The organism is Deinococcus hopiensis KR-140, from assembly GCF_900176165.1.
Taxonomy (GTDB): domain Bacteria; phylum Deinococcota; class Deinococci; order Deinococcales; family Deinococcaceae; genus Deinococcus; species Deinococcus hopiensis.
Genome location: NZ_FWWU01000006.1, coordinates 168,971 through 184,053, shown reverse-complemented (window position 1 = coordinate 184,053; position 15,083 = coordinate 168,971). Strand labels below are relative to the sequence as shown.

The following is a 15,083-nucleotide window of genomic DNA, read 5'->3' as shown; positions in this document are numbered from 1 at the left end:
CCACCGCATTCGAGGAGAAATGTATGACCGTTACGCAACGTCGGCACGCCATCGTCATGGGCGCGAGCATGGCGGGGCTGTTGGCCGCCCGCGTTCTCGCCGAAACCTACGCCCAAGTCACCCTGCTGGAGCGCGATGAATGTTCCGCGCACGCCACCGCACGCAAGGGCGTTCCCCAGTCGCAGCAGCCCCACGCGCTGCTGCTGCGGGGAAAACAGATTCTGGAGGAGCTGTACCCCGGCCTGGAAGCCGAACTGCACGCGCAGGGGGCCCTGAGCGGCGACATGACGCACGCAACGCGCATCGTGGCGGGAGACACGTACCTCGCCAAGTCCCACAGTGGCCTGCCCCTGCTGTTCGCCACGCGGCCTCTGATCGAGGCGGCGGTGCGCACCCGTACCCTCACGCTGCCGAACGTGCGACTGAGGGCCGGCACTTCCGTCAAGGGCTTCGTCTCTGTCGGGGACCGCGCCGCTGTAGGTGGGGTACGGGTGCGCACGGCGGACGGTGCGGAAGAAGACCTGATGGGCGACCTCGTCGTGGACGCCACAGGGCGTGGATCGCGCACGCCCGCCTGGCTGAAGGAGCTCGGCTTCGCCCGTCCGCGTGAGTCCCGCCTGCCGGTCAACGTCACGTACACGTCGCGCTTCTACCGCCGCTCCCCGGAGCACCTCGGCGGTGACCTGATGCTCGTGACCCTTCCCAACCAGCCGAAAGACCGGCGGGTCATGGGCTGTTTTGCGGCGGAAGGGGACCGCTGGCACGTGTTTCTGACCGGGTGGCACGGCGAACACGCTCCTCCCAACGACGCGGGCGTTCTGGAGTTCGCCCGGAGCCTGGAACATCCGGATCTGGCCGCCTTCCTGAGCAGTCTGGAGCCGGTGTCGGACTACGCGGTCCACAGATACCCGGCGAATGTCCGCCACCACTACGAGGAGCTGCGGCGCTTTCCGCGCGGCCTGATCGTGATTGGGGACGCGCTGTGCAGCTTCAATCCGTCTTCGGCCCAGGGTATGACAGTTGCGGCCCTGGAGGCGCTGGCCCTGCGGACCGCACTCCGCGGAACCCGGGACCTGGACGCCGTGCGGCGCAGGTATTTCCGCCTTGCAGACCGTGCACTCACCTTGCCGTGGAGCGTGGTCACCGGCAGCGACGGCAGCTACCCGGAAGCCAACTGGCCCCAGCCGCCCGCGAGCCGCGTCCTGGGCAGGTATCTGAACCGCGTTCAACAGGCCGCCGTGTACGACGGCGCGGTGTCCAGAACCTTTTTCCAGGTGGGGCAGATGGTGCGGTCACCGGCGGCGCTGTTCGCGCCCACCTTCGTGCTGCGGGTCCTGCGCGCCCGGGCGCCCAGCAGGGCGCCCCAGGCTAGCCCGCCCGCCGTCCAGCCCAACCTTTAGTTCCAGCTCCAGACCGGCGGGTTTGGCGGTCCGCCCCGTCGCCGCTTCCCCTCCACCCACCGGGTGTGCTCACGCGCCTGCCCACCCCAGGCGTACCCTCCCTGCCCGGCGGCCCGGCCCTCATTCTCGGTGGCTGGACCACGGCCCCCGGTACCCAGGCGCCCTCCACCCAGCTTCCCGGCACCCCCCGGCCCACTCCACTCTGCCTTGCCCCACCGGCACGGCCACCGGGTTACCCATCACGGCCGTGATCGGCCATTCGGGGGCGGCTCCAGTTGCCCGGTGGCAGCGTGAGAAGCGGCGTTCCTGCTGGAGCCCTGGGGGGAACCATACGGTTTCCGGATTATCCGTTCCGTCCGCTCTGCTGCGACGCAAGTCCGCTCGGGTGAACCCGTGACTGCACCGCAGATCAACCGCAATCCTTATCACGCGGCGGGCATTCAGGAAATGCCAGGCACCACCAGGGGACGGGTGGGCAAGGCCTACCGCCAGACTCCAGAGGGCGTGGCCTTCGCCAGGCCCGTACACCTGGGCTTCAGCCACACCGGGAAGGAACGCGCCGGTACCGTCCCCACGGCGCTGGGCCTGGGCCACCAGGACGGGGTGGAGGACAGGTCAGGGGCGGGCAGGTCATGAACCTGAGCGTGGCCGACTGCACCGGCGGCGAGGAAGTCGGCGCCTACACACCACCCTGGTGCTGGAGCAGGTCAGTTCGGGCGAGTACACGAATCCCGGCCACATGGAAAAGACGACCTTCGAGACCTGCCAGGCCTCCACGCCCACCATCCTGCGCCATCACCCCGTCTACGACGAGAACGCCTCCATGGCGGGGACAGTCAGGGCCACGGTGGAAGCGCGGCTCAGCTGTCGCGGGGGCCTTCCACCCTGGCCTTCTCGCCAAAGGCTCGAGATGACCGGACAGGACACCACGTCCGACACCTACAAGGACGGCTGCGCAGGGACGACGAACGACCGTCCGAACAGCAAACCGTTCAGGTCCATCGGCGCTCCGCCTCGATCCCGCCCACAACCCCGCACCTGGAGTGAAACCTCACGCGGAGCCCGGGGCACGCCCCGGTCATCTCAACTCTGTTGCCCTTCCTTCCCCGACGCGAGGACCGCGCCGTCAACCCCCCGGTACAGAACACCGTTTCTCAATTCCTTCCTGCCCAGCGTATCCTCGCCGGTGCCACAGGCTCCACCGGGCCTCCGGCTGTGCTGGCGCTGCTCGCGCGGGGAGCGCTGGAGCCTGTGGCACCGGCGCCCGGACAAGGGTGTCCACGCCGCCTTCTCCGCCCGCCCCACGGCACAGAAAGAGGAGCAGCCGAGAACCTCCGTCTCTGCCTGCGGGCGTGAGGGGGTCCGGCTGGTGTTCTCCGGCGTCCACGCGGACGGGAGCAGCCGATTCTCCCGCCTTGTGGCGCGGAACCCTTTTCGGCCTGCGGCTGCCGCACCACAACCCCAAATTCCCGGCAACGACATTCAGACGCGTGGGGTGGGAAGAGTTGCTCGCGGGCCGCTTCCCCTCCCGCTGGTCGCTGGTGTCCCGGGTAGACACGCGGGACGCGGGTGACGCGGCGGCGCGGGCGCTCCTCGCCCGCAGCGTGCCGTCCTGTGGCCCCCTGCCCCCGTTGACCCCGGGCCACCGGACAGTGGTCCACTGGAGCGCGGCGCTCAGGCGGCACGTGCAGTCCGCACCCGAGCGCCCGCGAGATGGACGCGCTGTTCAGCCGAGCATACGGGGGCCGCAAGGCGCTCGATTGCCAGAAAAGCCACCGCCTGGTCGGCAGGATGAAGGCGAAGACCCCGTCCGCCGAGCTCTGGCGAACGGTCTTTGCGCTGGGCCGCCCTGCCCCGCTTCCACGCCGATGACGCCCCTGGGAGAGCGGCAGGATGGAACGGGGCAAGGGCCAGCAGGCAGACGCGACCCGGAAAAGCGCGGTCGAACGCCCGGCCGCCGCTTCCGAAGCCCCTTTGAAGTGGGAGAAGGCGGGTGGGTGCAGGGCCTGTGCCCGGAGGGCCCGGAGCCGCTTACCACCTGCCGCCCATCCTCCGCCTCACGGCTGCACTCCACCCTTCGTTCGGGGACAGGGGATTGGCGCATGCCTGAACCCAACGTTTAAAATAACTTCATGTGTGTGCGGCCGAACTCGCCGAGCTGATCTGCCTGATGGCTCCCCTGAATCCCTGGTTCATTAAGGGCGTCCGCGCCCTCACGCCCCTGGTCGAGCATTCGGCGCTGGACACCCTCTCGAACCGGAGCCAGGCGCGAATCGCTCTGGCACGCGGCCTGCGCGCCTACTGGCAGCACGACCTGGCCGGGACCGAGACCTTCATGACCGAGGGCACCCGGCGGTACGCGGCCGAGGGCGTGGTGGTCGGGCAGGTCCTGACGCTCGGCTACCGCACCTCCGCCGTGATGCACCGCGGACTTCTGGAAGAGGCCGAGCACCTCTCGCGGGAATCGATTGCCCTCGCTGAAGGGCATGGCGACCCCTTCATCACGTCAATGGCCCTGCACGCCCGGATGGTCGTGCCGCAGACTCGGCAGGACGCCCCGGAAATCACGCGCCTCGCGTGGCGAATGCACGAAGTCGCCCAGCAGACCAGCAGCACCTACATCCTGCTGATGTCCCGCGTTTACCTCGCCCAGGGTGAGCGGCTCGCAGGGCACTTCGCAGAGGCGGCGGAGCACCTGAGCCAGGCCGGGCCGTACGCGGACGCCCTCGACTCGGCCATGGGGCGCCTGGCGGTGCTGACGGGCTGGGCGCAGTTGGCGCTCGCGCGTGGCGACGGCCCGTCGCTGGGGTGGCTCTCGGGCGTCCTGGAACGTCAGCGTGGGCTCCAGCCGACGACGTGGGACAGCGGGACCGGGTCAACGCTCGCGCAGGTGGAACGCTCCGCGCGGTCCCTGCTGGGAGCAGACCTGTTCGGTGAGTGGCAAAAGCGTGGGCGGGAGGCCGGAGTTCAAGAAGCGCTGACGCGCCTCGCGCGGACACAGGGGCAGCCTGCCTGACGGCGGGGACCACCACCGCTCTGCGCCCATTTCCAGCCCGTTCCGGCGTCACTTCTGGGCAGTCTTGGCCACCACCTTGAAGGGGCGAATCATGCCGAGGGCGGCGTGCGGCGCGCCCTGGTGGCTGGGGCTCGGAACGCCGCACAGCAGGATGTAGTCCCCGGGCGCGAGGTTCAGGTGCGCGTACGAGGTGCGGCCCTTCGTGACGGCCTGCGCGCCACCTGCCGGAATGATCGGCATGGGTCCCTCAGGCTTCTGCATGTACGCGGCCACGTCCGCCATCGTCTTGCCGGGAGCGATTCTGAACACCAGCATTTCGTGCCCCTCGGGCCCAGCGTTTGTCACCTCCCAGACCTGCGGACCCTCGGTGATCGCCACACCCTTGGGTAATTCGAAGCCGTAGTCCACCAACTTGACCTTGAGGTCGGCCTTGGGAGGCTGGGCCTGAGCCGCGCCCGTCGTCACCTGGAAGCTCTGCACCATGCCCAGCGCGAGGTGGGGCACGCCCTTTGCGTCTGGGACGAAGCACAGCTCCAGATAGGTGCCGGGCTCGGCGAGGTTGACCGTCACCCGCTGCGCCTGGCCGGGCAGAAGCATGCCCACGCCGCCGACCATTTCGACGCCGGCGAGGGCCGCGCCCTCGTTCTCCCTCAACTTTGCCAGAAAGTCTGCCTGGGTCATGCCGCCCGGCAGGCGGACGAGCTGCATGTGGTGCGGCTCCTGGCCGGTGTTCTTCAGCTCGAAGGTCGTCCAGCCGGTCGTCACGCCCGCAGGGGTGGCGAACTTGTGGTCCTGGGCCTGAACCTGTACGGGAGCCTGCCCATGGGTGTGGCCCGCATGGGCGAGGGCAGGTGCGGTGAGCGCGGCGGTCAGGGCGAGGGTCAGCAGGTGGCGGGCAGCGTTGGTCTTCGTCATGGTGGTTCCTCCTGGGCCGGAGCGGGGAACGCCGCTTCCGGCCTGAAGGGACGCTAAAAGAGGAGGTCTGATCCAAGCGTGATTGGGCGCCGGGACGCGCTCCGGCCCGCGTGCTCGGCTCCCGCGGCCCAGCGCTTTGGATGGGCGCACGTGGAGCACAGGCGGCGGATGACCGGCCGACCAGACGGGACGTTCTGCGGTGCGCTTTACCGGGCCCCATTCTGGGCAGAAGGTGGCCGTGCCCGGTGGTCGCCCTCGGCCCGGCGACAGCGCTGCCGCTGGCCGCCCGGCAGCGCAGCGGTGCCCACGCCGTTCCCGCCGCTTCTCCCCGACCGCCCCTGAGGTTGAGGACATGCGTCAAAAAAAGCCTTCTTTTGGCCGAGCAGCGTGAGCGAGCCTGAATGCACACTGGGGAGAACGGAGCCGTGAGGGATGCCCCTTCCGCTCACGACGTCATTCGGACAACTGTGATCAGCATGAACTGAACCGGCTCGGAGGTGGAGCGCCCCGGTCCGGCTGCCCCAGGGCACGCAGCGCCGCTCCTTTGCGACCCCCGGCACGCTGCTGGAGTTCCCCAGCGTACAGGCGCGCGGTGCGGGGCTGGGGCGCCTGCCCGTCCACGGCGCGTAGGAGGGCGGGAAGGCCAGCGCAGGAGGGAAAGGGTCCGGCCGGGAACCCAGGGCAGACGGACCGTTGCGCGCTCCTGGCAGGGCATTCTCGGCGGCGCGGAGGAAACACAATCACGCGGAAATCAGGGGGGAGGAACTACGGTCCCTTCACCTCCCCCGGAGAGGAATGGGGGCGTTCAGACTGCCCCCCGAAAAGAGGTCTCCTATGTTCCAAAAAGCTGCCAGAGCCGCCCTGACCCTCGCCGCCCTCCCCCTCGCTTCGGCCGCCCCTGCGGCGCAGGGCGGCTCGCCCGTGACGGCGCCCATGCTCGGCAGCTGGGTGTACGGCACCCTGTCCTCCACCGACTACTACGATCCCACCACCGACAGGTGGCAGGACGCCAGCGGCGCGACCGAGATCGTCACTTTCATGGCCAATGGCCGCTACGAGCGTACCCGGCTGCTGTCGCTGACGACCTACGGCTGCACCTCCAAACTCCTGATCTACGAGAAGGGCACCGTGAAGATCGGGGGCGACCGGGTAACCTACCGGCCGCAGGAGGGCGTCAACAAGGGCTACACCTGCAGGCCATCGAACGGTTGGAGCAACTCGGAGATCCATCCAGAGACCTGGACCTTCCGCTTCGAGCGTGATTCAAACGGGGGGGACATCCTGGTAATGCAGGGGCAGTCCGGCAGCGTCGCGCACTACAACCGGTACAAGCGCTGAGGTGAACGCACGGCTTGAAAAGCTGCTGGGCGCGCCTGCGCACCAGGCGCGCCGTTCTCATGAGGAAGGGAGGATGACCATGACGTCGATCCATTCGGGCGAGGGGACAACGGGCCGCGCCGAGCAGAACCCAGTGGGCCCCTGGCGTCTGCCGGTCGCCCTGGCACTGTGCACGCTGCCCACCAGCCTGGCCGCCCCACCGCCCGGTTTGAGGGGCGCCACGCTGTGCGTGAGCCCCATGCTCACGGTATCGGTCACGGCCGAGTCTGGCATCGCCGTGAAGCTCACCGGGCTGGACGCCCAGATCTACGCCCAGGTCAAGACGCTCCTGCGCGCCGGAGGCGTGAAGTACCGGGAACAAGAGGTGTGCCGCTCGAACGCGGACCTCAACGTGTCGCTCAGGCTGAGGTCCATTCGGGGCAGCCCCACTGTGGAAACGCAGGTCTCTGCCTACGTGGAGGATGAGGCCGACTGGGAATCAACTTCCTGGCTGGGCGGTCAACGCCGCTGGTCGGCGGTGAACTACGGCGAGGTCAACCCGGCGGAGGCCGAGGTCAGGTCAGGGCTGCTCAAGCACACCTCGACGTCCCTGAAACAGCTCGTGAACGACTGGAAGGCCGCCAACCGCTGACAAGGATTCCGCTTCATGCGTGATGAAACCGTGGGCCAACCCGAACCGACGTGCAACGCTGCGCCCCAGAAGGGACAGGAAAACCGGTGACGGAGAGGGGGATGGAACGGATGATCCAAAAACCGTATGAGAGAGCGGTACCGTGCCCTCCGGACGGGCCAGTAACTGTTGCGTGATCCCGGTACGGCTGGTCGCGGCGGGCATCTCGCCAGGTGCGGCCAGCCGCGCCCAGGGTCAGGGTTGCCCACACAGATACTGGAAACGGGGGTGAGAACGCCCACCTTGAACGTGCGGCCAGCGCCGAAGGTTCCGCGTGACTCGCCCGGTATACGGTTTCCCGGGGAATTCGTTCCGTCCCCTCTGCGGCGCAGCGTTGCACGTCGGTTCGGGTGAACCAGTGACTGCACCGCGGATCAACCGCACTCCTTAGAATTTGGCGCAAAAGGCTGCTTCAGCACGGTTTCGTGTTTACCGGGGCCCGCCGGAGCCAGCCTTTGATCCTGCCATCCCGGCATCTGCCTCGTCCAGGTCCCGCCGGGGACCCCGCCGCCGCAGGGCCGGTCCTGGCCACTTCAGGCGCGTGGGGTGGTGCGCTGTGACCGCACCCGAAGCCGCACCGTCACCGCTTCGCACTGAGCGTCACCGGCTCTGTCCCCTGGCGGTACCGCCGCTTCTCCCTCCGCTTGCAAGGCGTCCAGACGGTGCTGTTCGGGCCCGGTATCGCCGTCAGCCGCCTCGTGGCCCGCGTGGGTGTGACCGGCACACCTTCCCACGGCTGCGCCCCACTCACAAACCACTGGGAAATGGGGGAGAGGCTATGGAAAACCGGCTGGATACTTCGGAGGGGCCTGCGCGGAGTACCCGGGCGCCAGGCTTTGCTTCTGCGGGCGGTGGGCCCCGCAGGCGGCGTTTCCTGCGGCCCGCGAGTGAATGGCAGTTCCAGTTGACCGTGCGGGTGGCGGCAGACGGGGGCGTGGACGGGGGGCAGCGGGCGGTGGCAGCCCCAGGTCAAGCTGTTCGGCGAAGAGACCACACGGGAAGAGGGGAGGCCTGGTCCCATCCACCGTGGAAAGGGTACCGGAGACATACAGGACGCGAGGGGCCTGAGTTGCCGTCCAGCGCGGAGCGGCGCGCAATCAGGTTCTGCGTGTAAGTATCCTGTGAGGGGAGAACCCCACAATAAGTTGATGCCATGCTAGATTCTCGCGTCCTGATGGAGGCCCTTATGAAGCGTACTTATTCCCCTCTTATGCTGCTCACACTTACGCTCGCCACTGCTTGCTCCAATGTGCCGCCAGCGTCACAAGCGCAGGGAACTCCCGAGCGCTTCGGGCATGTTGCGATCGTTCCATTGCAAAGCAGTGACACGCCTGAGGACTTGGCGCAGATCGTTGGCGGCACCGTCCTGGAGTGGAACGATTGCGCTGCTGGCGAGCACTGTTCCGCGCTCGTCGGGTTGAATCATGACCTGAAGGCGCAAAGCGTGGGTGCGCTGAAAGGCCGAGACATCTACGTCGAGCCCAACCGCGATGTCTTCGGGGGTGGGGGTGCCATGACGGCGACCATGGGCGGCAAGATCTCCATGTGGTCCGGTGGAAAAATTTCGATGTGGTCTGGCGGCAAGATCTCCATGTGGTCCGGCGGTGTGTTTGCTCCCCTCCCTGAGAACACCGCGCTGTGGAAGAAAATCAACCTGGAACAGGGACAGTTGCTCGCGCCCCGGCTAGGTGCGGGCGTGACCGTCGCTGTGATCGACTCGGGCATTGACCTGGCACACCCGGCATTTGAAGGAGCGCTCAGCGACCCTGGAACCTGGCGCGACTTTTACAGCAACGACGGTGTTCCTCAGGAAGAAGGAACGTTCGGCGTTGGTGCGTATGGCCATGGGACCAATGTGGCTGGCATCGTGCTGCAGGTTGCTCCACAGGCGAAAATTATGCCGCTGCGTGCGCTCGGGCCGGACGGCTCTGGCGACGTGGTGATGATCGCCCAGGCCATCGACTGGGCTGTTGCGCGGGGAGCGCAGATTATCAATCTGAGTCTCGGCAGTACGGAAGTCTCCAAAGTGGTGCAGGAGGCCTTGCAGCGTGCCTCGGATCAGGGTGTTCTCGTGGTTTCCTCCGCTGGAAACGAGGACCGCAACAAGATCACCTATCCCGCAGCGGTGGCGGAAACCAGAGAAGTTGGGAACAGCAGCCTCAGCGTCGGCAGCGTGGATCTGAACGACCTGAAGTCGAGCTTTTCCAACTACGCCTCCAATCTGGAGATGGTGGCGCCGGGAGAGCAGGTGTATGCGCCCGCGCCTGAGGGCCGCATGGCGGCCTGGAGCGGCACCTCGATGGCCGCCCCCATGGCCAGCGGAGCGCTGGCCCTGGCCCTGAGCGCGGGTGCGGGCCCTGCCGGCCTGACCAACCTCGTCAAGCAGACGGCAGCGAACGTCTACAGCAATGGTGCCAACGCGGCGTACGCCGGCAAGCTGGGCGAGCAAGGGCGCCTGGACCTGAAGGCCTTTCTGAGCAGCGCCGTGCACTAACGCCATGATTGATCCCGCCGCCCACCCAGATGCGATAGAATCCGTGTGGAACACCATCGTCACGCGCCTGAGCGATGATCCTCCTGCGGCGCTTGCTCAGGCGCAAGCCTGCGTGCTGCAAGTGCCGCCTCTGCATGGCCGGAAGGCGCTGTTCAGCCGCTTTCTGCTCGGACGGGCGCAGCAGGCCAACATGCTGCTCGACGAAGCCCGGGAGACGCTCCTGGCTGTCGCTCGGGAGGCCGAAGAGCTTGGCGACTCGTCCCTGGAAGCGCAGGCGCGGACGCACCTGGGCAAAGTGCTCCTGGACCTTGGTGAATTCGGCGGAGCTGGAGAGGAACTGAGGCGCGCGGTGGTCCTCACCGAGCACACGGGCGGGCCAGCGGGGATTCGGGCTGCGGCCCTGAACCACCTGGCCGCCGTGAACCACCAGCAGGGACACACGTCCACGGCGCTGGGGCTCCTGAATGAAGCCCTCACCCTGCGCGAGTTGGAGGGAGACGTCACGGGTCAGATCCAGTGCCTGACCAACATCGGAATCACCCAGATGTGGTTCGGCCAGTACGGTGAGGCCATCCGGACGCTCACGTCCGCTTACACCCTCTACCAAACCCAGCCGATGAACCTGCAGTTGGAAACGCCCATTCTGCATAACCTGGCGAACGTTCACAGCGCCAACGGAGACCCCCGGCTGGCCATTGAAGTGATGCAGACCGCCTACCAGTCCGCGGTGACCTCTAAAAATGCCCGGTTCCAGGCCATGGCCAGCTTGAATCTCGGCATGTTCTTCTTGGAAGCGGGCCATCCCGATCAGGCCCGCGCTCCACTGCAATCGGCCTTGCAGCTCAGCCAGAAGTCCGTGAATCAGGTGATCGAGATGCATGCCCTGGACGGCCTGGGCACCCTGTACCTGCAGGTTGGCGAATTGGAGCAGGCGCACGGAGCGCTGCAGGCCGCGCTGAACCTGGCGTTGAAGACGGGGAGCAAGCAGGCAGAACTTGAAGCCCGCTTGCAGCTGGGGAAACTCTATTTGCGGCAGAACGACCTCGCTGTTGCCCGGCAGGAATTGGAGGCCGGCCTCCAGCTGGCGACCGAGGTTCAATCGGTTAAAGAGCAGGGAACCGCCCACGAGGTGCTTGCCGAGGTGTTCCAGCACTCTGGGAACCTGGAGCTGTCCCTGATGCACACCAGGGAAGTGCTCCGCATCGAGCGTGAACTGTTCAACGCCGAGCGCGACCGCCAGACGCGCAACTTGAGCATCCAGTTCGAGGTGACCCGCGCTCGCCACGAGATGGAGATGTACAGGGTCAGAACGGACCTGGAACGCCAGGGGCGTGAAGCGGCTGAGAAGATCGTGTGGGAACGCACGGCCGAACTCGCGCAGGCCCAGCAGGAGGTCGTGACGCGGTTGGCCATGGCCGCTGAGTACCGGGATGACACCACCGGGGAGCACACCCGCCGGGTGGGGCGCGCCGCGGCCTCCATCGCCCTGGCGCTGGGGTGGTCAAAAGAGCAGGCGGGTGTGCTCAGCGTTGCGGCGCGGCTTCACGATGTCGGTAAGATCGGGATTCCCGACAGCGTCTTGCTGAAGGCGGGCAAGCTTGACGCCAACGAGTACCGGCAGATGCAGACGCACACGTTCATCGGCTCCCGCATTCTCTCCGGTGGGCGATCGGAACTCCTCCGCATGGCAGAAGAGATTGCCCGGACCCATCATGAGCGTTGGGACGGTGGGGGGTACCCGGAGGGTCTGGAGGGCGAGCAGATCCCCCTCACGGGCCGAATCGTTGCCCTGGCAGACGTCTTTGATGCCCTGACGCAGGCCCGACCTTACAAAACCGCCTGGACGCCAGAGCAGGCCGCGGAGGAGATCGCCAGGCAACGGGGAACCCACTTTGATCCTACGCTGGTGGACCTGGCCCTCCCCATTCTGACGCAGCACGACCCACGGGATGTCCTGGTAGAAGATGAGCTGATTCCCCTCACGCAGGAGGATACGAACCACGTACTCACGGTGTTCGAGGAGTTGCTCGTGGAGCGCACCCGTGAACTTGAACAGGCGCGCCAGGCAGCGGTTCAGGCGGCAGAACGCATGGCTTCCCTGGCGCGAACGGACAGCTTGACTGGACTTGGCAATCGGCGGGCATTCGACATCCGGATGGATCAGATGTTGGAGCGGGCAAGCAGGGAAGGGTTGGAACTCACCGTAGCAGCGTTGGACCTCGACGGGCTGAAGGCTGTCAATGACCGTTCGGGCCACGCTCACGGAGACGCCTTTTTGCAAGCCTTCGCCTCAGCGTTCAAAAAGTGGTTTGGGACTTTGGGCGAGGTGTACCGGCTGGGTGGCGACGAGTTCGTGGTCCTGATTCCGGGAAATCCAGGGACAGAGGCCCTCCATAAGGCGCTGGAAGGTGCGCAGCGGGAGGTCAAGCACGTGGGATTCCCGGTAGCGACAGCGAGCCTGGGAAGCGCCGCCTTTCCTGGGGATGCCCGAACGGCCGGAGACCTCCTCCACTTGAGCGATCAGCGGATGTATGAGGTCAAGCTCGCCCGTCGAGAAAAGCGTGGGGCTTCAAACTCAATCTGACGTCGGGGGCGTTTTGTCAACGTAACGCCGCTCGGGCGCTGAACTGTAACGCGGTTTGCGGGATCATCCGTTCCGTCCCCTTTGCTGCAAAGCTTTGCAAGTCCGCGCCGCTTCGGTGGTGCCACGCCTCTCCGTCACCGTTTTTTCCCGCTTGCTCTGCCTGCTTGTCGTGCATCCCGCTGGCATGTTGATCCGCTTTGAGCAGGATGCGAGCATGGGTGAGTTTCCGGGTGGGTGCCTGATCCACCTTGAGGAGCGCACGAAGCTGCGTCTGTTCCTCGGCTTTCAAGCGCACGAGGTGCTGTACGCCTCAGCCCAAAACCACGCCCGCTCCCCCTGACAGAGCCAACCTGACGGCCCACTATGTGGTGACGCACAACCTGAAGGCGACGCCTATATGACGCTTAACAGGGCAACTGCACTCGCCCACAAGGTGGTGCCCGTTGCCAACAAACTCAGCAAAGCGCCGCGGCTATCGCCGAACAGCATGGCGAGCACGGCCACCACTACCAGTGCTGCCGCAGTCAAGTTGTACCCACGGTAGCGGAACAGCTGCGCGAGCGGGAAGAAATGCAGCCCGGTGATCAGGATGACGCAGGGTGTGATCCAGGCCGAGTGATCCGTCAAAGCCAGCAGCAAGACCGCAGTGCCAATGCTGGACCACTGCACGGCGTTGACCACGATAAAGCCTTTGCGCACCCGTTTGCCTTCGGCACTGTCCCTGACCCCGGAGAATTCTCGGCGACGCGAGCGGAAGCGCGCCGTGCCCCATACGGTGATGAAGAGGCTGATGATCACGATGGCAGCCAGAACCGGCGGACGGGCACCGGCATACTCTTAACTGGCAGCAGTCAACCATATTGCGCCAAACAGGGAGAGAAAAATGCCACCCAATGCCAACGAGGGGTGGTACGGACTTGCGGTGGTCGCGGATCACAGTTATATCAGGAGGTGGAAGCGGGCGCGCCGCGGAGCAATAAAGCATCTGTCCGGATGGCGCGGCGAGTGGAAGGGCGCCGTGAGGAGCGCCCTTTTCCCCACGCGCCTTCAGGTTCGCTCGCGCTGCTCGGTCAAAAAGAAGTCTTCTTTTCGACACATGCTCTAGACCTCGCGCCAGAGCAATCCTCGAGACGCCCCTTCGTTGCGGCCACCTGATGTGTCCTCCCTGCAGGGGGTTATCTGCGCGTCTCCTCGCCTCCTCCAACGGAGCAGGGATATAGCGGCGCCCTTCCTTGCTGGCGTGAGCTGGAAGGGCGCGAAGCGTCTTGTGGAGGCGCGGCACCTCGGCCTTGGACAGGAACAGTTGTGGTGCGGCCCCAAGGTTGAGCCCCCTCTGCTTGTTCTAGGGCGTGTAGGCAAAGTGATGTAATTACGTGTGGGACGTGATTTCTACCCGCCTCGAAGCCTTGAGGGTGCTAACGTTCCTGTTATGGACTTTCGTCTTCGCCCTGCTCAGGCCCAGGATGCTGCAGGTCTGGCCGCCGTTCATGTGCAGTCCTGGAAGGAAACGTACGCTGGACTGCTCCCAGAAGGCTTTCTGGGGCGGATGACCAATGACACCATGCGTCTCCGGCGCGAGCAACTGTGGTCGAATCTTGTGCTTGACTCCTCGCGAATCACTTACGTTGTGAGTCATGCCGACACGGTCGTGGGTTTCGTTAACGCCGGCGCGATGCGCGAACACCTCCAAGCAAGCACCGAACAGGACAAGCCTTATGACGCCGAGATCAATGCGATCTACCTCCTGAGATCCGCTCAGGGAAGCGGCCTTGGTCGAGCCCTTTTTCTCGCCGCTTCCGACAAATTGCGTGCCCGAGGGTTTAAGTCAATGGCACTTTGGGTATTGAAGGGAAATCCAACCTGTGCGTTCTACCGCCATATGGGAGGCGAGCAAGACGGTGAGAAGCGAGTTGCCATTCCTGAAGGTGAATTGCTCGAACTCCGCTTTGGGTGGCGTGATCTCAAATTCCTGACTTGAAAATGGGGGTGGAGGCAGGACGCAGTGGTACTTGTTGGTCGCAGTGTTCGCCCCTTTGCCTACACGCCGTAGGGAGATGGCCTTTCTTCCCTACGGCGTAAGGCGGTCGGCGCTGACCGGGGCCCACCTCGCCCTCCACGGAGCAAACGGGACGGGGCCACCAGTCCCCGCATCATGAAGGCCTGCAAGTGGACCTTGGAGAAGTTCCTGGGGTACAGCCCGGCGCAGGTTGTTAATCTGCTGCGCGCCAGCACAGGGGCAGCGTCCGTTTTCGACGCACGCTCAAAGCCGCGGGGCGGATAAGGACTGTCCAGAGCGGAGTGGGCGGGAAAAATGGTGGCACAGAGGCGTGGAATCACCGGAGCGGAGGGGAGCGGACGATCCCGCAAACCATATGAGGGACAACACTGCGGCGCGGGATAAGCGGCCTCCCTGCAGTGAAGCTGGAGCTCACCGGTTGCCTGGGGAGCCGCCGACCCTCAGATGCGCGCCTTGGTCCTGCTGCGCCCATGCAGGGCCTTGTTCCTGCCTCCGCCAGATGAGGGATAGGCGCCGTGGGGACGGGTGAATTAGGGTGGGCCATACCACTGGGGGCGAGAACGCGTCCCCGAAAGGAGTGTCGTCCCCATCCCCCTGTCCCATGTTGGAATTCACCGAGAAGCTAAAGGCCGCCGCGCACCGGGAACCG

11 protein-coding genes are annotated in these 15,083 nt (G+C 65.8%); 9 read left to right on the top strand and 2 right to left on the bottom strand.

What is annotated here, in order from left to right:
- Positions 1-23: 23 nt before the first annotated feature.
- The 3 genes from B9A95_RS07555 to B9A95_RS07545 all read left to right on the top strand — a co-directional run bounded on the left by B9A95_RS07555 (position 24) and on the right by B9A95_RS07545 (position 4,416).
- Positions 24-1,400, top strand: coding sequence for an FAD-dependent oxidoreductase (locus tag B9A95_RS07555; RefSeq protein WP_084046319.1), 1,377 nt, complete (start codon positions 24-26; stop codon positions 1,398-1,400).
- A 393-nt stretch (positions 1,401-1,793) separates the two neighbouring features.
- On the top strand, positions 1,794-2,036 hold the full coding sequence (locus tag B9A95_RS07550; RefSeq protein WP_084046318.1) for a hypothetical protein: 243 nt from the start codon (positions 1,794-1,796) through the stop codon (positions 2,034-2,036).
- Positions 2,037-3,534: 1,498 nt separating this feature from the next.
- A complete protein-coding gene (locus B9A95_RS07545) occupies positions 3,535-4,416 on the top strand; it encodes a hypothetical protein (protein WP_084046317.1) in 882 nt (293 codons plus the stop codon).
- Between the two features lie 48 nt (positions 4,417-4,464).
- Here the strand turns inward: B9A95_RS07545 and B9A95_RS07540 are convergent, their stop codons facing one another.
- The gene (locus B9A95_RS07540; protein ID WP_084046316.1) at positions 4,465-5,331 is read right to left on the bottom strand and encodes a cupredoxin domain-containing protein; all 867 of its coding nucleotides are present in this window, start codon (positions 5,329-5,331) and stop codon (positions 4,465-4,467) included.
- 834 nt (positions 5,332-6,165) lie between these two features.
- Between B9A95_RS07540 and B9A95_RS07535 the strand changes: the two genes are divergently transcribed.
- The 5 genes from B9A95_RS07535 (at position 6,166) to B9A95_RS33395 (ending at position 12,757) form a co-directional block, all read left to right on the top strand.
- A complete protein-coding gene (locus B9A95_RS07535; protein WP_084046315.1) occupies positions 6,166-6,669 on the top strand; it encodes a hypothetical protein in 504 nt (167 codons plus the stop codon).
- Positions 6,670-6,748: 79 nt separating this feature from the next.
- Positions 6,749-7,300: a hypothetical protein gene (locus B9A95_RS07530; protein ID WP_139806570.1), complete on the top strand. Its 552-nt coding sequence runs from the start codon at positions 6,749-6,751 to the stop codon at positions 7,298-7,300.
- Positions 7,301-8,549: 1,249 nt separating this feature from the next.
- Positions 8,550-9,833: a S8 family serine peptidase gene (locus B9A95_RS07525; protein ID WP_245808177.1), complete on the top strand. Its 1,284-nt coding sequence runs from the start codon at positions 8,550-8,552 to the stop codon at positions 9,831-9,833.
- Positions 9,834-9,837: 4 nt separating this feature from the next.
- Complete coding sequence (locus B9A95_RS07520) at positions 9,838-12,417, top strand: HD domain-containing phosphohydrolase (protein ID WP_084046312.1); 2,580 nt, start codon at positions 9,838-9,840, stop codon at positions 12,415-12,417.
- Between the two features lie 184 nt (positions 12,418-12,601).
- Positions 12,602-12,757: a hypothetical protein gene (locus B9A95_RS33395; protein WP_170928501.1), complete on the top strand. Its 156-nt coding sequence runs from the start codon at positions 12,602-12,604 to the stop codon at positions 12,755-12,757.
- Between the two features lie 53 nt (positions 12,758-12,810).
- Here the strand turns inward: B9A95_RS33395 and B9A95_RS07510 are convergent, their stop codons facing one another.
- Positions 12,811-13,215, bottom strand: a complete 405-nt coding sequence (locus tag B9A95_RS07510; RefSeq protein WP_084046311.1) for a DUF7010 family protein — start codon at positions 13,213-13,215, stop codon at positions 12,811-12,813.
- 631 nt (positions 13,216-13,846) lie between these two features.
- Here B9A95_RS07510 and B9A95_RS07505 point away from each other — a divergent pair.
- On the top strand, positions 13,847-14,395 hold the full coding sequence (locus tag B9A95_RS07505; RefSeq protein WP_084046310.1) for a GNAT family N-acetyltransferase: 549 nt from the start codon (positions 13,847-13,849) through the stop codon (positions 14,393-14,395).
- The last annotated feature ends 688 nt before the right edge of the window (positions 14,396-15,083 follow it).